The following is a 20569-nucleotide window of genomic DNA, read 5'->3' as shown; positions in this document are numbered from 1 at the left end:
ACGCCGCAGAGCCGGACCGCTCACCTTGGCCGCGTTTGCCCGGGACTCGCGGGCACTCCCAGCAATCGTAGGAACGTCATCATGGGGCACCAGTTTGTCAGGCCTGACTGGAACAGGTTCAATCCGACAAACGCGGTGAACAGGAAGAAGTACGGGCTCAGCCAGTAGCCCAGGGCAACGGATGCGATGACGAACGTGCCCGCGATCAGGCGCAGCCAACGATCTATGGTCATTCGGAAACCTCCTCAGGAATTTGTGCGGTGGGGCCTGCGGAAGCGAACTTCGGGATGCCGCGGTCGTTCCGCTTCTGGCTCATGTAATAGAGAACCGGCACCGCCATGCGCGAAAGCACGGTGGAGGCAACCTCGCCGGCCATGAGCGAGAGTGCGAGTCCCTGGAAAATTGGATCGAAGAGAATGACGCTTGCGCCGACCACAACCGCTGCGGCCGTCAGCAACATGGGGCGGAAGCGCACCGTGCCGGCGTCCACGACCGCGTTTTCCAGGGACATGCCCTGGGCGCGGCGCAGCTCGATGAAGTCAACCAGAATGATGGAATTGCGCACGATGATGCCGGCGCCGGCAATGAATCCGATCATGGAGGTCGCGGTGAAGAATGCGCCCAGCAGCGCATGCGCCGGCAGGATGCCGACCAGTGTCAGAGGGATGGGCGCCATGATCACCAGCGGCGTCCTAAAAGAACCGAACCAGCCGACCACCAGCACGTAGATCAACACCAGCACCGCAGCGAAGGCCAGACCCAGGTCGCGAAAGACCTCGACGGTAATGTGCCACTCGCCGTCCCACTTCAACGCGTAGCGTTCGGAATTTTCCGGCAGCGCGGTGCCCATGTCCTGCTCGATGGAGTAGCCGGCCGGGAGCTTGATGTCGCCGATGGCGTTTTTCATACCCAAGATGGCGTAAACCGGGCTCTCCTCCTGGCCGGCGACGTCGCCGGTGACGTAGACGACTGGGCGAAGATTCTTGCGGTAGATGTAAGGCGTGAGTGTGGTTTTCTCGACCTCAGTGATCTCGCCAAGGGAAACCATGCCACCGGCGGCGTTCGGGACTTTGAGATTTCGCAAGTCCTCAATGCTGGAACGCACGGCACGCGACAGGCGCACTTCGATGGGAACGTCCTCGCGCGCTTCGGGCTGATGCAGCAGGCCGGCCTCGGTGCCGCCGAGCGCGATCTGCATGGTGCGGGTGACCTCGGCGGCGGAGACGCCGTTGAGCGCAGCCTTGTCCAGGTTCACCTTGAGCGCGTATTGCGTCTGCGGATCCTGGACGTACCAGTCCACGTCAACCACGCCCGGCGCGCGCTGGAAAACGTCTTTCACCTGGCGTGCGAGGTCGATCTGGCGGCGGTAATCGGGACCGTAAACTTCGGCTACGAGCGTTTGCAGCACCGGTGGACCGGGCGGCACCTCGGCAACTTTGATGCGCGCGCCAAACTGCTGCGCGATGGGCTGCAACTTGCCCCGGATGCGCTTGGCGATGTCGTGGGATTGTGCCTTGCGATCTTCGCGCGGCAGCAGATTGACCTGGATGTCTGCCTGATTGGGGCCGCGGCGCAGGAAGTAATGACGCACCAGGCCGTTGAAATTGTACGGACCTGAAGCGCCGGAGTAGATCTGGTAGTTCGCGACCTCGGGTTCCTGGACGATCTTGGCGGCCAGTGCCTGGGCGGCTGCGGTGGTTTGCTCCAGGGGCGTGCCGTCCGGCATATCAATGATCACCTGGAATTCGCTCTTGTTGTCGAAGGGCAGCATTTTCACGCGAACCAGCTTCAACGGGACCAGCAGCACAGCAAGCAGAAGAAGGGTGACGACTCCAACCAAAAACATGGCGCGCTTGCGGCGATCCGCGATCAGCGGATTCATCACACCGCGATAGAGGCGCGTGGTCCAGCCTTCGGCCTCGTGCTTGGCGGCGCCGTCGCCGGCCTGCTTGCCGAGAAAGCGCAGCGCGGCCCAGGGTGACACGACGAAAGCGACCACCAAAGAGAAGATCATGGCCGCCGAGGCGCCCACCGGGATGGGGCGCATATAAGGCCCCATCAGGCCGCGGACGAAAGCCATGGGCAGAATGGCGGCGATAACGGCGAAGGTGGCGAGAATGGTGGGATTTCCGACTTCGTCGACAGCTTCGACGGCGACGTCCATCCGCGGGCGGCCGAGGTTTTCGGGCAGCCGCAGATGTCGGACGATGTTCTCGACCACGACGATGGCGTCGTCAACCAGGATGCCAATGGAAAAAATGAGGGCAAAGAGGGTGACCCGGTTCAGGGTGTAGCCGAAGAAATAGAAGATAGCGAGCGTCAGGGCGAGCGTAACGGGAATCGCGACCAGCACGACCCCGGATTCGCGCCAGCCGAGGGCGAAGGCGATCAGCAGCGTCACGGAGATGGTCGCCAGCAGCAGGTGTTTGAGCAATTCGTTCGATTTTTGTTTCGCGGTCTCGCCGTAGTTGCGCGTGATGGTGACATTCAGGTCCGCGGGGAGCAGGTAGCCGCGAAGCGAGCGAATCTTGTCCTGCACGCGTTCGGTGATCACGCTGGCATTGGTGTTCTTGCGCTTGGCGACCGTGATGGTGACCGCGGGATACTGCGCCGGGTCACCCGCCGCATGGCCGTTGCCGAAGAGCACGTAATTATCGGCCTCGGCGGGACCGTCCTCGATTTTCTGCACGTCGCGGAGGTACACCGGCCGGCCGCTGTGCACGCCGACAACGACCTGCTGCAATTCATCCGGGCTGGAGAGAAAACGTCCGGCGTCCACCAGGATTTCCTGGTTGTCGCGCGCGAAGCTGCCGGCGCGCGCCTGCTGATTGGCGGATTCCAGCTTCGCGGTGACCTGGATCGGCGAAAGGCCATAGGCGGCGAGGCGTTCCGTGTCGAGGACGACTCGAACTTTTCGCGGCAGCCCGCCGATAATTTTTGTTTCAGAAACATCGTCGAGCTGCTTGAGGGAATTCTCGAGCTCACCGGCGATGCGGCGGAGCGAAGCGGCGTCGTAATTCTTGCCCCACAGCGTCAGCGCCATGATGGGCACGTCGTCGATGGAACGGACCTTGATCAGCGGCTGGGAAACGCCAGGCGGGATGCGATCGAAGTTGGCATATAGCTTGTTGTAGGTGCGGAGAATCGCGTCCTCTTCTTTTTGCCCGACGTAGAAGCGGACGATGACCATGCTCATTCCGGGCTGCGAGATCGAGTAGATGTACTCGACCCCGGGCACCTCGCGCAGCAGCTTCTCCATGGGAATGGTGACGCGCTGCTCGACTTCGGCGGCCGATGCGCCCGGCATCTGGACGAAGACGTCTAGCATGGGTACGACAATCTGTGGTTCTTCCTCGCGTGGCGTCTGCCAGATGGCGAAGGCGCCGAGAAGCAGCGCGGCGATGATCACCAGCGGCGTGAGCTTGGAAGCGATGAACGCGTGCGCGATTTTTCCGGCGGCGCGAAGATGTGTGCCCACGGCCACCATCAATTCACTACCTTTTTGCCGGCCAGATCACGGCTTCCGGGCACCGCAATGAGGCGCTCGCCGCCGGAAAGTCCGGAGAGAATCTCCACATTGTCGCCGGCCGGCTTGCCCAGCGTGACGTATCGCAATTCGATCTGGTTGTCGGCGGCGACCACGTACACGCCATGTATCTGGCCGCGTTCCAGCAGGGCGGCTCGCGGGATGACGATGGCTTCGCGCTGGCCGCGCGGAAACTGGACGCGCCCGAACAGTCCGGAGCGAAGGCGGGCATCGGCTGGAAGTTCGAGTTTGACGACGAAGCTGCGGCTGGCCGGATCGGCAGCAGGAACGATTTGAACGACTTTGGCGCTGAGGTCAGTTGCGAGGGCATCCACTGACACGCGAGCGGTGGCGCCCAGAGTCACAAACCGCAGGTCGCCTTCATCCACGGAGGCTTCCAGCCGGAAGCGGTGCGTATCTTCGATGGTGATCAGCGGAACGCCGGGCGATGCGAGCGTGCCCGTGTCCACAAGCTTGGCCGTGATGACCCCGTCGAACGGGGCCCGGATGCGGGTGTAGCTGAGCCCCGCCCTGGCCTGCGCTTCCATGGCGCGAGCCTGCGCGATGCCGGCCTGCGCCTGATCGCGATGGGCACCGGCGGATTTTTGGCGCGCTTGCACCTCGTCCATTTCGTGGGGACTCACCGATTTCTTTTCGTACAGGCTCTGATAGCGGGTGAGCGTCGCGCTTTGCAGGCCATAATCCGCGTCGGCGGCGGCAATTTCCTGCTGGGCGGCATTCACGGCGGCAGAAGCGCGTTCCAGTGACGCGCGTTGCTGCGCGTCATCGAGCACGACCAGCACGTCGCCCCGTCGAACCCGCTGTCCCTCTTGCGCGCGGATGGATGCGATGGCGCCGGAGACTTGCGCCGAGAGTTGACTGGTTTGCAGCGCCCGGATGGTGCCCACCGCTTCGACGAAGTCCGGCACTGTCTTGCGTTGCGCTTCCAACATCGCGAGACCGCGCACCACTTCCGGGGTTTGCGCGACAGGCGCTTTCTGGTCGCTGCAGCCGGTCGATATCAGCGCTGCCAGGACGGCAAGAACGAAGATGATCCTTCTCGTCATCATTATTGCTTCACCACGGGCGAGTTGAGGTCCAACGCGCCGGTCGCCAACTCCAGGCCGGCGTAGCTGGTTTGCAGCCGGTACAACGACTGCCAGGAATCGGTTTGCGCACGCAGAGCTGCTTCCTGCATGCGGAGCAGGTCGGTGATGGTACTCAAGCCGGCTTCATAGCGGTTTTGTCCGATACGCAGGCTCTCCTGCGCCTGGCCCGCGGCAGCGCGCGCCACCTCGACCTGCTGCCGGGCGGTGTCGAAGTCGAGATAGGCCCTGCGGACTTCAAGGCGAATGTCGTTGGCCGCCGCCTCATGCAGCGCGTCAATGCGGCTCTTCAGTGCGTGCTCACGCGCGAGGCGCGCGCGCTTGGCGCCTCCGTCGAAAACATCGACCTGGAGCTCAAATCCGGCCATCCAGTTGTTGCCGCCGCCGCCGGCGAATTGCGGGTTGTCGAGTTGCCAGTCGGCGATGACGTTCAACCGCGGTCCGAACGATGCCTTGGCAGCACGCACGCCGTCGGCCTGAACTGCCTGCCGCATGGTCAGTCCCCGCAGGTCGGGACGCTGCTCGAGGGCGCGTTTTTCCAGTTCGTCGAGGCTGGCAACCGGCAGTGGCTTCTCCGCTAGCAGATCGGCAGGTTCGAATGGCGTATCGGGTGAAATGCCCATCTCAAGGTTGAGCTGTGCTCGCGCCAGCGCCACCGCATTGCGCGCGAGAATCAATTCCTCCTGCCGCGCAGCATGGTTCACCTGCGCGCTGAGGAGATCGCTTTCCACCGCCATTCCGGCTTGAACCTGGGCCCGGCTGCGGTCGAGGATGGACTGCGAGGTCTTGAGCGCTTCCTCGGCGACGTGTTGCTGTTTGACCGCAAGCAGCAGACCGGCATACGCCTTGACGACACGCATGACCAATTCCTGGTCGCCGCGCTGCAGCTTGCGCTGGGCGACGCCGTCCATGCGCCTGGCCTGCCGAAGCCGCAGCCAGCTCACGCCGGAGTCGAACAATTGCCAGCCGCCGGAGAAGCGCGTAGCGAAGTTGCCAAACGGAGTGGGCGTGTTCAGCCGGTTGAGCGCGAAGTCGGAGGCGGAGAATCGTTGTTGGCGCAGCCGACCGCCAAATACGAATACCGGGTCATTGCCGCGCTCGTATGCTTCCGTGAACTTGATCTGTGGGAACAGCGCGGATCGCGCCAGCTTGATGTCGGCCGTCGCCGCGTTTTTCTCGAACCCGGCCGCTTTACGCGCCGGATTCTTCTCCAGCGCGGTGGTCACCGCCTGCGCCAGCGTCAGGGTGGTTTGCGCGAAGGCAGCCAGCGGCAGCCCAAACGCCGCGAGCAGTGCCGCGATCAGGCTGATGGCGGTAACGGGTTTCATTGTCCGTGGACTCCAGCCGCCACAAGCTCAGCCACGTGCGCGGGAATGATTTCGAAGGAAGTTGTGAATTCGGCCGACTTCTGTACCATCGCACCCACCGAGCAATACTTCGATTCGGACAGATGGATCGCGGCGGCGACGGCTTCGCGGTCCACATCCACGCCGGTCAGGATGTGCCGGATGCGAACCCTGGTGAACACCTGCGGAGGTTCGGGCGCCTGGTCAGCCTCGACATGCACCTCGTAGGCAGTGACATTTTGACGCTTCTTGCGCAGTATGTTGATGACGTCGAAGGCGGTGCAACCTGCCAACGCGGCCGCCACCAACTCGATCGGCTTGGGGCCGGTGGCGCCGACGGCGTCGTCAATGATGACGTGGTGTCCGGTGCCGGTAGTGACGACAAACTGGCGGCCTGTTCCCGAGGTCTGGGTCAGGGCGACGGAAGCCTGGATCATGGCAAACCTCCATTAGCGGAACACGGATAAATGCAGTCCAACGGAGATTTGTTACAGGATTGTCGGGCGCCTTGTCAGTGATTCCAATGGCTAGCGGGCGGCTTTTGCGGCGGAGGATTCCCGAAGTAGTTCGTGGAACTGGGCGCGCACCTTGGTTTTGAGTTCCTCGGTACAGTGACGCTTGCAGCGGCGGACGGTTTCCTCCAGGCTCGCCAGATATGCCTTGCAGGGAGAACAGTCGCCGAGGTGGCTCTCCATGTTCTGGCAAAGCGAGGGATCGAGTTCCTGATCGAGGTAATCGGAAAGCATGGAGAACAGCCGTTTGCAGCGCAGTGCCGCCTGGGGTTTTGCGCCGGTGGCGGCGGTTTTGACCTTGCGCGCCAACTGATTGCGGAGGAAGACTCGGGCGCGGTGCAAGCGCACGCGTACTGTGCCTTCGCGAAGCCCGGTGATGCGCGCCACCTCCGCGGTGGAGAGCTCTTCCATGTCGTGGAGAACCAGAACCATGCGATAGTCGGGCGGGATTTTCAGCACCGCGCGCTGCAGTTCTTCGCGATTCTCCGCACGCAGGAGTTGTTGTTCCGGGCCGCCTTCGCGGGAAGCGGTGAGCGCCTCCAGTTCGCTGCGGTCGGGGAGGAGTTCGTCGAGCGAAAGGTCTTGTTTGGGGGCGAACTTGCTGCGCCGCCGGCTCATCAGGCAGCGGCTGCGCGCAACCTTGTACAACCACACCGCGAGTGCCTCTGGGCTATCAAAGTTGGAGAGTTCAGGTACCGCGCGGATCAGGGTTTCTTGAGCTGTATCCTCGGCGTCCTCACGATGACCGCACACCTTCATGCTAAAGGAAAAGGCGGTCTGCCGGACAAGCGCGAGTGCACGCTCCATCGACTCCGGATCGTCGTTTCTCAATTCGGCAATGGCCCGGAACAGTTCAGTTCGCACGCACTCCTAGTGTAGTCCTAGGCCGAATGAAGGCTGCGACCGAGTTGTAGGTTGCGGTAAACCAAACGAGTCAGAGCAGGACTCAGCCTCGAGTAGAGTATGCGGCATTTTCTCGCAGATTTTGCAGCTCATTTCGCGAATCGGTTATGAGGTGGCGGTGCGCAAGCCGTACAGCCGCAACAGGTTGGCCCGCATCGTCTCCGTGCTCAACCGGTCGCTGAACAGGCGGGCACACAGCAGATGATTGCCGCAGAAGATGTTCAATAAGCCCCTGGACCAACGCCAGGGGGTCGACGATCAGGGGAGGCTGGTTACGTACGCGGCGCAGGAAACCTCGGCATCCACTCATGGGCGGATAACGGAGAGTCCAAGGATTTGTTCGAACGGATCGAAGTCGCGATCTCGGTGCAGTAGGGAATGCCCATCTCGAAGACAGAACGTGGCAATTAAGCAATCGATGGTCTTGCGCACGGTGTGACCTTGTTGACGAAGCTTCCGGAAATTCCGAGCCGCCGCAACAGCCAGCTCCACCCCGCCTGTCTCGAACACCTCAAACTTGCCGAGCTCGCGCTGCACCCGAGAAAAGGAGAGATCGTCGCGAATACCCTGAAGAACCTCACAGAGGATCAGATCTGTTAATCCAAAACGTCGTCGATCGAGTTCGACGTTTAGCCAGTCTGTTTCGGGGTTCCGCGCACCACGCAGGTAGTCAACCCAGACCGTAGTGTCCACGATCACCACGCGGCATCCTACTCCGACATACGCCCGAGGCGCGAGATGTTCAGATCACCGTGCCATTGGATCTTACCCCGCAGCCGGCGGATCGTGGCTTGAGCACGAGTCTTAATGAGCAGTCGCAGCCCAGCTTCCACGACAGCTCGCTTTGTCCGCGCACCACTACTCCTAAGCGCCTGGCGCATCAAACGGTCGTCGATGTCGATATTGGTCCGCATCTTATCGGGAACTCTCCTGATGTGTAAATATCTCATCTTTTTGTGTATTCGTCAACAGTGCCCCAAAATCAGTCGAGAGTTCGGAATCCTACCGATTCCCCCCATACTCCTCGTCGCTATAGGCGAGATCGCTTTCAGCCCGGTTGCCCTTATCGACCACTCTCCGGGCCCGACAAGCTCAAAGGTTTGTGTCAAGGCTGAACGGCTCTTGCCTAGCACAACCGAGGTTGCGTCAATTCCGATTGCGTCAAAACGTTGCGTTCGGCATTAGAAATCCGACCCGGGTATCTATCCTGAGGCAGGAGACGCAAACTCTCCGACCTCCGGTCGTCCGGTGGCTTCCACCCTGCCGTTGCCCAACGGTCGGGCCAACTCGACGTACAGCCACACGACATTCTGCGGTAGACCTATCTGGACGAGCCGAGCCGCGAAATTCGGGGCATGGAAACTGGACGTAATGTGTAGAAGAAGCGCATGTGCTTTTCAAGCGGCGCGCATTTTTCCGGCAAGCATAATGGGTATGCGGGGCAACTAATTCTCAAGAACTTACGGGCGCCTGGTCTCGTGATTTGCTGTGCCAAAATGACGGGTTTTAGCGCAGTTTTGGCACAGTGCGATGAATCGCAGGCTAGAACCAAACTGTAAGTTGCGGTAGAATCAGAACTTAGGATGTCGGGGCGTAGCGCAGCCTGGTAGCGCACCTGCCTTGGGCGCAGGGGGTCGTTGGTTCAAATCCAATCGCCCCGACCAAGTTCTATTCTGCGTGTGTAGCGCAGAATTCGGTGTCCGCGTATGTCTTTGGCGCGCAATTCACTGCAGTGCCGCGACGCGCCGATACACGTCGTAATTATCCAACTCCTCCACTTTCGCGAATTCCTTGCGCAACAAATCAAGCAGCCGATTCCTGTCTTCGACCGGGTCGGCTTCCAGTTGTAACTCTCGCTTCACCACCAGCCAGCGTATGTTGTGCGCACGCGCCATCTGTGCGATTTCTTCGGGGCTGTACGGGTTCACGGTGTGGTCGAACATCAGCACCGGGAAGCGCGGCTCTCGGCCGGTCGCGTAGGAGAAGAGGTCTTCACCGGGGATCATCAGGAGTCCGTCCTCAGCCGGAATCTCGGCTTTAGCATACGCAACCAGCTCATCGAACTGCGGAAGCCACGCGCCGCGCGCGGTTAATCCTCGGAGCGCCGGCAGCGTCGAATGTTGCGGCTGGCCGTCGGAGACATTTGCGTAGTCCAGTCGCTCATGGTTCCACACGTAGTGCGCGCCGGAAATACATAGCGGCGCCGCGATCAGCAGCGCAACCACGACCTCGATTGCGGGGCGTTCCTTCGACCCCGCCGCAAGCCCCGTCAACGTGCTGGCGATCAAAATCATAGCCAGCGGCCACAGTGCATAGGTCGAGCCCCAGACCTGCTGCGACAGAAATGCCCCGTGCACCGTCGCGATCACAATGAAGGGCGCCATGAGCGTCATGCCTTTTCGCTGGCGCGCGGTCCACACCGAAGCCAGGAACGAGACGATCAGCAGAAACGGCCACAGCGATAACAGGCACTCCGCTTTGTCGGATGAATCGTTTCCGCCCAGCAGGCATGCCGACGTCCCTAGGAACGGCACTGACAGCAGAACTGCCGCGAAAATTACCAACCCGCTACTGGCGCGGCGAAGCGATAGCAAGAGCGCTCCCGCAACGAACGCGGGCAGCCACCACAGTAGAAGCCGGTTGTCGTACACCGACAGCATGTTGCTGAGCGAAGGCATGCGCCGCGCGGCCGCATACTGTATCGTCCAGTGCTGATAATTCTGCAGCCCCGCGGTGAAGTGAATCACCATCGCCGCCAACGCCAGTCCCGCGGTGATGCCGCCGAGCATGAGGCCGTAGCCGCGTACAGCTTGCTCGCGTCGCCTGTCGAAAATCAGCAGTGCCAGGATCGCAAGGACTGCGCTGCCGAGGAACGCCAGCCCGGTGTTTTGTTTCACCAACGGCGGCACAACCAGCGCCAGGCCGCTGAAGAAACTCAGCGTAGAAGGGAATCCCCTTTCTTCCACGTGCAGCAGCAAGAGTAGGCACAAAAGGATCGCGAAGGTGCAGTCGCAGTCGTAAAACGGGTGCGGGAAAATGCAGTAAATCCCCAGAACGGTCAGTGGCGCGCTCAGCACCGATGCCACGAACCGCGGCCGCTCAACCGCCCCTCGCAGCAGCCTCAGGAGAATTCGCCAGCTCAGCACCGTCGCGACTCCGCTGACCACGGCGCAGTACAGCACGTGATGCCAGAACGCTCTTCCGGCGAACTTGATGAGCGCCGCTTGCGTCACGAACGTCAAAGGCGGATAGGGAAGCGGAAAGTCTCGATAGGGAACCTGCCCCAGGGAAATTCGGTACGCGTTCTCCAGGATGTAACTGAGGTCCCACAACACACCCAGCCTTGAGTTCTGCCATACCACAACCATGGCAGTCGCAAGAAAAAGCAGCAACCCGACAACGCCGTCCGACCATCCGCGAAGCTTGCCTTGCTCACGCACGTCAAAAACATGGTATCGAACCAGGCGGGCGCAACGCTCAAGGCAGGATCGAAATTTGCGCCACTGCTCCGCCTTGGCGCTGATCAACCGTTTCTGGACAACGGCTCCATGCCCGGGGGCGTAAGCATTCGGCCGTCCAACGACTATCGGCCCTTGGCTGTGCAGCTTTCTGCCGCCTTCACGCATCTTTATGAGCAGCCTTGCAGCTCGGAACTTCTTCCGCACGCGGGGTTTACAATACTGCCAGTGAGCATCGCACAATGTCCGACGCCGCTGATGTCTCGCGGCAAGCCGCGGCGGGCCAGCTTCGCCGCGGTACTTTGCCTGCTCCTCATGTGCGTCATTTCCTATGACGCCATTCACGTTCACCGCTCGGTTGGCCCGCTGGAAAGCGCGCCGCTGACGCCGCATCACTGCCTCCTGTGTCTTGCCGCACATTTTCCTGTGACCATCAGCGCCGCCCCCGTGGCACCCCTGCCGCGCTTCACCTGCGCCGCGCCGTTGCCCCTGCAGCAGGCCGGCTCCTACGAATCGGCGAAAACCTTTCCCCTGTACACCCGACCTCCGCCTCAGGCTTGAATCTTCCTCGGCCGTTTCAATCCCGGTATTGATGTTGCCGGGGCGCGTCCGATTTCGCGGACATCGGCAGCCATTCTGATTGCAAGCAGGAGGTTCCCCATGCAAAACCGCCGTTGGGGCGTTGCATTGATGATCTTCATTGTTTTGGCGAATACGCCGGCGGCTCGCGCCCAGCAGAGCCAAGACGACCGCATCAAGGCGATCGAGGAGCGCATCATCCTGCTCGAAGGCCAGGTGCGCATGCTCAAAGCGCAGCAGGAACAGCAGGCCCAGGCTGCCGCAGCCACTCCCACCGCGCCCGCTTCTGCGTCGCTGCAGGCTACGGCCACGCCTGTGGTCGGCGGCGCCGAGCAGGCCGGCGCGTTGCCGGTATACGGCGGAGCCTCAGCCGCATCCAAGGCACTCAATCCCGACATCAGCGTCATCGGCGATTTCCTCGGCTCCATGGGTCACAATCCCATTACTCCGACGCCCGCCTTCCAGATGCACGAATCCGAGGTCGGCCTCCAGGCGATCATCGATCCCTATGCGCGCGGCGACTTCTTCCTCTCTTTCGGCGAAGAAGGTGTCAACCTCGAAGAGGGTTACATCACTTTCACCGCGCTGCCCGCCGGCATCGTCGCGCGTGGCGGCAAGATGCGCGCTGCCTTCGGCAAGGTGAACACGCTGCACAACCACGTGCTGTCCTGGGCCGACCGCCCGCTCGTCACCAACAGCCTGGTCGGCGGGGAAGATGGCATCAACGACGCCGGCCTGTCGTTCACCCGCATTCTGCCTGCGCCCAAGGGGCTTTTCCTCGAAGCCACCGGGCAGGTCTTCCGCGGCGACTCCGCCGACGTCTTCACCTCGTCGCGACGCAGTGACGTCAGCGCCATCGCCCACCTGCGTGGCTATCGCGACCTCACTGAGTCCACCAACCTCGATATCGGCGCTTCCTACGCGCGCGGGCACAACGACCTCGGCAGCCGCTTTCTGACCCAGCTCTATGGCGTTGACGCCACCCTGCGCTGGAAGCCGTTGCGCCGCTCGATTTACCAATCCTTCGTCGGTCGCGGCGAGTTCATCTGGAGCCAGCGCCAGCAATTGCCGCGCCTGCAGCGCTCCTTCGGTTTTTATGCCTCGGGCGATTATCAGTTGGGCCGCCGCTGGTTTGCCGGCGCGCGTTACGACCGCTCTGACCGCGCGCGCGACGATTCGCTCACCGACAGCGGTGCCTCGCTCGTGCTGACCTACTGGCCCAGCGAGTTCAGCCAACTCCGCGGCCAGTACCGGTTGACCCGCTATGCCGAGCACTTCGACGCGCACGAGTTCCTAATGCAATTGCAGTTTTCCCTGGGTGCGCACGGCGCGCATCCTTTCTAGGAGGAATGTGTGAAGGTTGTTGGAACGATGTTCGCGCTGTTGACGCTGGCCTTGCTGGCCGCGCCGCTTGCGTCCGCCAAGAAGCTCAACGTAGTCACCTCGACCACCGATCTCGCCGCGCTGGCCCAGGAAGTCGGCGGCGACCGTATCAGTGTGGAGTCCATCGCCAAGGGATACCAGGACCCGCACTTCGTCGAGGCCAAGCCCAGCTTTCTGCTCAAGCTCCGCAATGCCGACTTGCTGATCAGCGTCGGATTACAGCTTGAAATTGGCTGGCTTCCGCCGCTGATCACGCAATGCGGCAATGCACGCGTGCAGGTCGGGGCGCCCGGCTACCTTGACGCCTCGCAGTTTGCCGAAATCCTCGAGATCCCCACCGGCCAGATCACGCGCGCCATGGGCGATGTCCATCCCCTCGGCAACCCGCACTACTGGCTCGATCCCGACAACGGCCGTCGCGTCGCCAAGGGCATCGCCGCCAAGCTCGGTGAGCTCGACCCGCAGGACAGCAGCTACTTCCAGCAGCGCTTCGCCGACTTCGACAAGCGCCTCGCCGCCGCCGAGAAAAACTGGGACGAACAGATGAAACCCTTCCGCGGACGCAAGGTCGTCACCTATCACAACTCCTGGACCAATTTTTCCAAGCGATTCGGTCTCAACGTCATGGGATACATCGAACCGCGGCCCGGCATTCCGCCCACCCCGCAGCACACCATCGATATCATCCAGATGATGCGGCGCGACAATGTCAAGGTGATGCTCATCGAGCCGTATTTCGACCTTAAAACTCCCAACAGCATCGGCCGCGAAACCGGTGCGCAGGTGCTGGTGCTGCTGCCGTCGGTCGGCGGCGAGAAGCAAGTGACCGACTATTTCAAGCTGTTCGATTACGATATTGGGTTGCTGACCAAGGCCTTCAACGCGACAAAATAGACGCCGTACAGGTGGAAACATAAATGTTGCTGCTTTCGTTTCTCATCTTGCCGTTCCTTGCCAGCCTGATCCTGACGGGCATTCACGCCTACCTCGGCGTGCACGTGGTGGAGCGCGGCGTCATCTTTGTTGACCTCGCGCTCGCCCAGATCGCCGCCCTCGGTGCCACCACCGCCATCCTCGCCGGCATGGATCCGCACGGCGCCGCCGCCTACTGGATCAGCCTTGTCTTCACTTTCCTCGGCGCCGGCATCTTCGCCCTGGTGCGTGCCCACCGCGGACGCATTCCCCTGGAAGCCTTCATCGGCATTACCTACGCCGTTGCCTCCGCCGCCGCCATCCTCGCCATGAGCAAGGCCACCGGCGAAACCGAGCACCTCAAGGACATGCTCGTCGGCAACATCCTCGCCGTCTCCGGACACGAAGTGGCGAAAACCGCGGCCCTGTATGGTGGCATTGGCCTGTTTCACTACATCTTTCGCCGCAAGTTCCTCCTCATCTCCACCAACCCGAAGCTCGCCGAACAGTCCGGCATCTCCATCGGCCTGTGGGACTTTCTTTTCTACGCCTCGTTCGGCTTCGTCGTCACCTCCTCGGTGGCGATTGCCGGTGTGCTGCTGGTCTTCTGCTATCTCATCGTGCCGTCGGTTGGCGCCATGCTCTTCGCTGACAAAATCGGCCCGCGCCTCGCCATCGGCTGGACCATGGGCACGCTCGTCTCCGCCCTCGGTTGCTATTTTTCCGTCTGGCTCGATCTTCCTACCGGCGCGACCATCGTGTGTACCTTTGGCGGCGTTCTGCTGGCCATGTTCCTCGTCCGCCAGTTCATCTGGCGCATTGCCCCAATTCCGCTGCATGAACGCGAAGCCGTCTTCCACGACCGACGCTAGGGCAGCTTTCCAATTTCCTGGATCCGGTGCCGCGGGTGTGCAGCTCAGGCCTGCGGGAAAGGATGTGGTATCACTGCGCCGGGGTAGCTCCGTGCATTTCGAAACTTGCCACAATGGTTTAATATCGAACCATCGCTGCTGAAACTGAAGCTCCGATGAAACACTTCCACGGCACCGCTAGGGAGGAACGCGCCCTCGACGCTTACGTCAAGCTCCTGCGCGCCGCCGACACCGTGGATTCGTTCCTCATGTCGCGGTTGGACTCCGTCGGCCTCACGCCCAGCCAGTTCGGCGTGCTGGAGGCGCTCTATCACATCGGTCCGCTCTGTCTCGGAGAACTCGCGCGCAAGCTTTTGAAGACCAGCGGCAACCTCACCATGGTGGTGGGAAACCTGCAGAAACGCGGCCTGGTCACGCGTACGCGCCAGGCCGCTGATCGCCGCTATTACCTGGTTTCCATCGCGGAGAAGGGACGAAAGCTGATTGCGCGGGTGTTTCCACAACACGTCGAACGCATCGTTGGCGCCATGTCCGCTCTCACTCCCACGGAGCAGGAATCACTCGCCGCGCTGGCGCGCAAACTAGGCACCACCATCGCCGCGCGCAATCTGAAATCACGACAACCGACAGCGGCAACTTAAGCAAGGTCGAACAGCAGAAACTCCGACGTTTTTGACTCCGACCGTCCCGTGATTGTCAGCAGCTTGTCGTCTTCAATGCTCGCGCCATCGCCGGCCGCGAGCCGCTTTCCATTCACCTCGATCGCGCCGCTGACAACCTGGATCCACGCGCCTCGTCCTTTCGCCAGCTCGTGCTTGACGCTTTTTCCGGCCTCCAGCAGCGAGCCGTAAACCCGCGCATCCGAATGAATGGTCACCGAACCATCGCTGGCGTCAGGTGACGCGACCAGAAGCAGGCGGTTCAGCTTCTGCTGCGCCGGAAAGGTCTTCTGCTCATAGCTGGGCTTGAGCCCGCGCTCGCCGGGGAAAATCCAGATCTGCAGCAGGTGCACCAACTCGTCTTTGGAGTGGTTGAACTCGCTGTGCAGGACTCCGGTTCCGGCGCTCATGCGCTGCACGTCGCCGGGAACGATGGTCGAGCCGGTTCCCAGGCTGTCCTGGTGCGCCAGCGCGCCCTGCAGGATGTAGGTGATGATCTCCATATCGCGGTGCGGGTGAGTGCCGAAACCGCCGCTTGGCTGGACGGTGTCCTCGTTGATCACGCGCAGGCTGCGGAAATGGGTGTGCTTGGGATCGTAATAATCGGCGAAGGAAAAGGTGTGATAGGTGTTCAGCCATCCGTGATCGAAATGGCCGCGCTCGGCTGCGGGACGAATGGTGATCATAAGCAATCTCCCGCCTCATGAGATGCTTGAACGTTGAAGCAAGATTCAGGAGTAGTTTAACGTTGAAGCGTATTCGGACTCGCGCTTCCCGCCCCGCTTATTCCATGCAGCAGGCGCCCGGCCCGCGGGAGAGCCCTCAAGTGGAGGGCCCGGCGCCGCAGGCGGCGGTCGCTGGTGCGCCGGGGTGCGCGGCCCCGGCAACGAAGACGGAAAACTGCTGCGCCAGGTTGCGGCCATGGCAGCTCGGACATTCCGGCTGGCGCGAGCCGATGATCAGGGCCTCGAAAGGCTTCTTGCAGTCCTTGCAGATGTACTCGAAGATGGGCATAGTAACTTTCGGTTCGTCCCAGATAAAAGGCAGAATCCTCAACTTTCGTTACATTGAATTATAAGTGTCCACGCAAGAAACCAGCAACGCCGGAACTCCGCCGGCAACGCGCGTGAGCGAGGCCTTCGTGCCGCGCCGCGGGCTGCGCGGCGGCCACCTCCAGACGCTCGCCGGGCATTTCCTGCCGCGGCGAAATCTGCTGCCCGCGGCCGAGGGCCGCTTGTTCACCGTCGATGAGGGCGTGCAGGTGCGCTGCGATTGCCACTGGCAGCAGGAGCGCAGCGCGGCGGTGACAATTGTCATTGTGCATGGACTGGAAGGCTCCAGCGAGTCTTCCTACGTCATCGGAACCGGAAGCAAAGCCTGGGCCGCGGGCATGAACGTGGTCCGCATGAACCTGCGCAACTGCGGCGGCACCGAGGGGCTGGCGCCCACGCTCTACCATTCCGGCCTCTCCGGCGACGTCGGCGCGGTGGTGAACGAGCTGATCACGAGAGACCGATTGCCGCAGGTGGCGATCGCCGGATTCTCCATGGGCGGCAACCTGGTGCTCAAACTGGCCGGCGAATGGGGAAGCGCCGCGCCGCGCGAAGTTGAGGCCTTCGCCGCGGTTTGTCCGGGCATGGACCTGGCGGCGAGCGCCGCCGAACTGCATCGTGCGTCGAACCGCATCTACGAGTGGCGCTTTCTGCTTTCGCTGTGGTGCAGCATGGGACGCAAGGCGCAGCTGTTTCCGGAAATTTTTCAACGTCCCGGCTGGCGCGCGCTGCGCAGCTTGCGCGACTTCGATGACGAAGTCACGGCACGCTACTGCGGCTTCGCGAACGCCGCCGATTACTACGCGCGGGCGAGCGCGTCGCCGCTGGTGCCGAAGATCGCCGTGCCGACGCTGGTCATCCACTCCGAGGACGATCCGTTTGTGCTCATCCTGCCGGAGACGCGGGCGGCGCTGCGGGCGAATTGGAACGTGCGCTTCATCGAAACCAAGCACGGCGGCCATTGCGCGTTCATCGAAAAAGCGAATGGCTGCGACGGGCGTTGGGCGGAGCGGCAGATCATCGAGTTCTTCCGCAATATTACTCTCCGGCAAACTTTGGACGGCCCCCCTGCCTCTAATGGAATCATAAACTTACGTGCAGGAGACGGAGCAGTGGTTAGTGGCCAGTGATAAAGATTTTCGCTTGGCGATTGCCCCATCCCGGGCGCTGGAGACGCGGGAGCGCAAGAGTATGGCGGCGAGCAGTAGTATTCCTGCCGAGACCATATCGGAGCCCAGTGCCAACGTTAGAGGCATAGCGCAACCCAATTTTGGACACCAGTTCCGAAACGGAACTACAGCCGCAAGTAATACTTAGGTAGGCTGTAAAGATTCGGCGCATACTGCGCACGCTAGTAAGTGATTGGTTCTATTTTCGGAACAAGATCGTCTGTGAGGACTTCCTCGCAGAATCGCGGGCGATAATCTTGGACATCAGTACTGCTCGATCGATACCACAGCATGCCCCGTCGGAGGCGCTTATGCCGACGCGCTGAAGGGTGAGTAAAGATGTCCAATGAAGACAAGAACGAAACTGCCAAGGCCGGCAAACGAATCACAGTGTTGCTCGGCGAAGAGGCATTGATCATTCGGACCGCACTGCAAGCGATGCTCAGTAAGATCAAAGACGTCTCCGTTGTAGGAGCCGTGCGCATGGAAGACTTAGTGGAAACAGCGCGAAAGCTGGAACCAGACCTGGTTCTGATGAGCGTTACGGATCCTCAGCCACGTCACGTACTGTTGGTTAAGACATTGGTGAGTGTGGCGAACAACCCCGCGGTGGTGCTCCTGTCGCGGCACAAGCACGCCGAGTCTGTGCGCGAGTTCTTTGCGGCAGGCGGCTCGGCGCGCGTGCTCGACACCGCGTCCGTAGCCACGCTGACGGCGGCGATTCGGCGGGCCGCTGCAGGACGCAAGTACATTTGCGCGGACATCAGCGATGAAGTCGTCGCCGCTCTCGTCGGCGACCAAGGCCGCCCACACCATGGCGTGTTAAGCCGGCGAGAAGAAGAAGTCCTGCACTTGATGGTGCATGGCCACGGGCATAAAGAAATCGCAGTCAAGTTGGGCATTTCCCCGGCCACAGTGGAAACGTATCGTTCCCGATTTGCCGAGAAACTGGACCTGCACTCGCGTCCGGAATTCATCCGCTATGCGTTAAGCCGTGGAATCCTGAAGACCCACAATCGCGAAAACGACTCTTGAGGCCAGCAGAAATCCGGGTCGACGGGACGGGATGGTCATGCATTCCCTGACGCGTTGTTGTACCGGGATTTCCTGACAGCGGCATCCACAATCTGGCTGGCAGACGCGACCGGCGTCCTGTGCCAAAATGGTTCCAATGTCATTGGGGGACTCAAGAGCCTGGCAGCGGGGGGATTCGTGTCCTTGTAGCAGGCGATATTGAGAGTCCGCGCGCGGAATTGCGCGCATTCCTGGGAGCGTACCCAGCTGCTAAAAATCGCCTCCGCTAGCTGGGACGCGTTGTACACAACGACCCGGTAGGCTGTGGCTGGCATGGGGTAATTCTTTCGCTCGCCATCGGCATCGTGTCGTCCGCCTTCGTAGCGGTTGCAGGCCATCTCTGTTGACCGGACTCTTTTCTGTTCTAGTTTCGGAACAAGTGGACAAGAGTGGGGGGAATCGGGGGTTGGCGGAAAATGGCGCACAGCCAACTGGAAACTCTATGGGACATTAAAGGCGAACAGTTAGAAGCCATAGCGTTACCGGAGATGAAACGATCCGAGTTCGCAACGGAGAGGTCGCATCGCAACCATGGATCAGTTTACGGCCTTTGTCGCTCATGAGATCAATCAGCCACTGGCGGCGGTGGTGACCAATGGGAGCTCTTGCTTGCGCTGGCTGGCTATGCAACCGCCAGACCTGGACAAGGCGCGAGCGGCCGTCACCAGAGCGATACAAGAGGCGCATCGCGCCAGCGACATCATCGAGAAAATACGCGCACTGCTGGCGAAGGCAGCACCGGAGATGAAGCATCTGGACATGAATGAAGTCATCCGACAGAGTTTGGCGCTCACCAGCAGCGAGCTGGCCAGGGGCGGAGTCACGGTTCGCACAGAGCTGGCGGCTGATCTTCTTACGGTTACGGGCGATCGCATTCAGTTGCAGCAGGTGTTGCTGAATCTGATCCTGAACGCCATTGATGCGATGAATACAATCGACGCCCGGGAGCGGGCGTTGCTTATCAGGTCGTCCAGCGGCCACGAATGTGTGCTGATCCAGGTGTGCGATTCTGGAAAAGGAGTCGACCTGGACCAGGTTCCGCGCATCTTTGAGCCATTCGTCACCACCAAGGTCGGCGGGATCGGAGTCGGCCTCCCGATCAGCCGCTCCATTGTTGAGACACATGGCGGCCATTTGTCGGTTGCGCCCTTCTCGCCGCATGGCACAGTATTTACAATCAATCTTCCCGCCGCAGAGAAGGCGGCATGAGCGAGCCTCCACCCGTCGTGTACGTCATCGACGACGACGCATCGATCCGCGATGCACTCAAGAGTCTCATCCGCTCGGTGGGTCTGCACGTCGAACTCTTCGGGTCGGCACAGGATTTTCCGCAGAGGCAGCGACCGAATGCGCCGGGATGCCTGGTCCTCGATATCAGATTGCCCGGCATAAGCGGGCTCGACTTCCAGCGCCGGTTGGCTGACGCTAACATTCGCATTCCGATCATCTTTATCACAGGGCACGGCGATATCCCAATGTCGGTCCGGGCGATGAAGGCGGGAGCCGTCGAATTCCTGACCAAACCATTCCGCGATCAAGAACTGCTGGATGCGATCCAGCTCGCACTGGAACGCGACCGCCTCAGACACCAGCAAGAGTCGGAACTTGCAGCCCTGCAGGAGCGGTTTGAATCCCTGACCCCTCGGGAACGAGAGATCCTCCCCCCGGTGGTCTCCGGCCGGCTCAATAAGCAGATCGCCGCCGATATGGGGATTAGCGAGATCACGGCGAAGGTTCACCGCGCCAGCGTCATGCGGAAGATGCAGGCAGACTCTTTCGCAGACTTGGTGAGGATGACAGGTCGCCTGGGCCTCCCTAGCCCAAGGTAGAGTCCTTTCAACCAAATTGCTCGCTCCTGCTCCAAGGCATAGTACCGATCTCCCTAGCAGCCCGTGGTGTAAGTAGCTGAATTTCGGCACGGGCAGCGGCGTACTCGGTTGCGTGAGTTCGCCAAGTTTTTCGCGCGGGACATCGAGATTCCACTTCTGCACGGCCGATTCCGATCTTCCCGGCGCGGG

At 61.3% G+C, this 20569-nt stretch carries 20 protein-coding genes and 1 tRNA gene; 10 read left to right on the top strand and 11 right to left on the bottom strand.

Annotated features, from left to right (window positions below; genetic code table 11):
- Positions 1–20: 20 nt before the first annotated feature.
- The 8 genes from LAN64_14595 to LAN64_14560 form a co-directional block, all read right to left on the bottom strand.
- Entirely contained in the window at positions 21–233 is a 213-nt protein-coding gene (locus LAN64_14595; protein MBZ5569066.1) for a DUF2892 domain-containing protein, read from the bottom strand.
- Positions 230–3487 (bottom strand): efflux RND transporter permease subunit, encoded by a 3258-nt coding sequence (locus LAN64_14590; GenBank protein MBZ5569065.1) that lies wholly within the window; start codon positions 3485–3487, stop codon positions 230–232. Before LAN64_14590 ends, LAN64_14595 begins: the two co-directional genes overlap by 4 nt.
- Complete coding sequence (locus LAN64_14585; GenBank protein MBZ5569064.1) at positions 3487–4596, bottom strand: efflux RND transporter periplasmic adaptor subunit; 1110 nt, start codon at positions 4594–4596, stop codon at positions 3487–3489. Before LAN64_14585 ends, LAN64_14590 begins: the two co-directional genes overlap by 1 nt.
- Positions 4596–5960 carry a TolC family protein gene (locus tag LAN64_14580; GenBank protein MBZ5569063.1) on the bottom strand — a complete coding sequence of 455 codons (1365 nt, stop codon included), beginning with the start codon at positions 5958–5960 and terminating at the stop codon, positions 4596–4598. The genes LAN64_14585 and LAN64_14580 overlap by 1 nt, the downstream gene beginning before the upstream one ends.
- Positions 5957–6415: an OsmC family protein gene (locus LAN64_14575; protein MBZ5569062.1), complete on the bottom strand. Its 459-nt coding sequence runs from the start codon at positions 6413–6415 to the stop codon at positions 5957–5959. The genes LAN64_14580 and LAN64_14575 overlap by 4 nt, the downstream gene beginning before the upstream one ends.
- Before the next feature lie 90 nt (positions 6416–6505).
- A complete protein-coding gene (locus LAN64_14570; protein ID MBZ5569061.1) occupies positions 6506–7354 on the bottom strand; it encodes a sigma-70 family RNA polymerase sigma factor in 849 nt (282 codons plus the stop codon).
- Positions 7355–7699: 345 nt separating this feature from the next.
- Positions 7700–8095 (bottom strand): PIN domain nuclease, encoded by a 396-nt coding sequence (locus LAN64_14565; protein MBZ5569060.1) that lies wholly within the window; start codon positions 8093–8095, stop codon positions 7700–7702.
- Positions 8096–8103: 8 nt separating this feature from the next.
- On the bottom strand, positions 8104–8307 hold the full coding sequence (locus tag LAN64_14560) for a type II toxin-antitoxin system VapB family antitoxin (protein MBZ5569059.1): 204 nt from the start codon (positions 8305–8307) through the stop codon (positions 8104–8106).
- Between the two features lie 673 nt (positions 8308–8980).
- On the opposite strand from LAN64_14560, the gene LAN64_14555 reads away from it, so the two are divergent.
- Positions 8981–9057 (top strand) — tRNA-Pro (locus LAN64_14555).
- A gap of 60 nt (positions 9058–9117) precedes the next feature.
- Here the strand turns inward: LAN64_14555 and LAN64_14550 are convergent.
- Complete coding sequence (locus tag LAN64_14550; GenBank protein ID MBZ5569058.1) at positions 9118–10761, bottom strand: hypothetical protein; 1644 nt, start codon at positions 10759–10761, stop codon at positions 9118–9120.
- A 60-nt stretch (positions 10762–10821) separates the two neighbouring features.
- Between LAN64_14550 and LAN64_14545 the strand changes: the two genes are divergently transcribed.
- The 5 genes from LAN64_14545 to LAN64_14525 all read left to right on the top strand — a co-directional run bounded on the left by LAN64_14545 (position 10822) and on the right by LAN64_14525 (position 15238).
- On the top strand, positions 10822–11412 hold the full coding sequence (locus LAN64_14545; protein ID MBZ5569057.1) for a hypothetical protein: 591 nt from the start codon (positions 10822–10824) through the stop codon (positions 11410–11412).
- A 99-nt stretch (positions 11413–11511) separates the two neighbouring features.
- Positions 11512–12774, top strand: a complete 1263-nt coding sequence (locus tag LAN64_14540; protein ID MBZ5569056.1) for a TonB-dependent receptor — start codon at positions 11512–11514, stop codon at positions 12772–12774.
- A 9-nt stretch (positions 12775–12783) separates the two neighbouring features.
- On the top strand, positions 12784–13707 hold the full coding sequence (locus LAN64_14535; GenBank protein ID MBZ5569055.1) for a metal ABC transporter substrate-binding protein: 924 nt from the start codon (positions 12784–12786) through the stop codon (positions 13705–13707).
- A gap of 23 nt (positions 13708–13730) precedes the next feature.
- On the top strand, positions 13731–14597 hold the full coding sequence (locus LAN64_14530) for a metal ABC transporter permease (GenBank protein ID MBZ5569054.1): 867 nt from the start codon (positions 13731–13733) through the stop codon (positions 14595–14597).
- 155 nt (positions 14598–14752) lie between these two features.
- Positions 14753–15238, top strand: a complete 486-nt coding sequence (locus LAN64_14525) for a MarR family transcriptional regulator (protein ID MBZ5569053.1) — start codon at positions 14753–14755, stop codon at positions 15236–15238.
- Here LAN64_14525 and LAN64_14520 read toward each other — a convergent pair.
- Positions 15235–15942, bottom strand: coding sequence for a pirin family protein (locus tag LAN64_14520; GenBank protein ID MBZ5569052.1), 708 nt, complete (start codon positions 15940–15942; stop codon positions 15235–15237). The genes LAN64_14525 and LAN64_14520 overlap by 4 nt on opposite strands.
- Positions 15943–16078: 136 nt before the next feature.
- Positions 16079–16270 (bottom strand): zinc ribbon domain-containing protein, encoded by a 192-nt coding sequence (locus LAN64_14515; protein MBZ5569051.1) that lies wholly within the window; start codon positions 16268–16270, stop codon positions 16079–16081.
- Between the two features lie 112 nt (positions 16271–16382).
- Here LAN64_14515 and LAN64_14510 point away from each other — a divergent pair, with 112 nt between their 5' ends.
- The 4 genes from LAN64_14510 to LAN64_14495 all read left to right on the top strand — a co-directional run bounded on the left by LAN64_14510 (position 16383) and on the right by LAN64_14495 (position 20380).
- On the top strand, positions 16383–17438 hold the full coding sequence (locus tag LAN64_14510; GenBank protein MBZ5569050.1) for an alpha/beta fold hydrolase: 1056 nt from the start codon (positions 16383–16385) through the stop codon (positions 17436–17438).
- A 378-nt stretch (positions 17439–17816) separates the two neighbouring features.
- On the top strand, positions 17817–18512 hold the full coding sequence (locus LAN64_14505; protein ID MBZ5569049.1) for a response regulator transcription factor: 696 nt from the start codon (positions 17817–17819) through the stop codon (positions 18510–18512).
- A 570-nt stretch (positions 18513–19082) separates the two neighbouring features.
- On the top strand, positions 19083–19760 hold the full coding sequence (locus LAN64_14500; GenBank protein MBZ5569048.1) for a hypothetical protein: 678 nt from the start codon (positions 19083–19085) through the stop codon (positions 19758–19760).
- Positions 19757–20380 carry a response regulator transcription factor gene (locus LAN64_14495; protein MBZ5569047.1) on the top strand — a complete coding sequence of 208 codons (624 nt, stop codon included), beginning with the start codon at positions 19757–19759 and terminating at the stop codon, positions 20378–20380. The genes LAN64_14500 and LAN64_14495 overlap by 4 nt, the downstream gene beginning before the upstream one ends.
- The last annotated feature ends 189 nt before the right edge of the window (positions 20381–20569 follow it).

The organism is Terriglobia bacterium (genome assembly GCA_020073185.1).
Classification (GTDB): Bacteria; Acidobacteriota; Terriglobia; order Terriglobales; family Acidobacteriaceae; genus JAIQGF01.
This window is presented reverse-complemented; position numbering and strand designations above follow the sequence as displayed.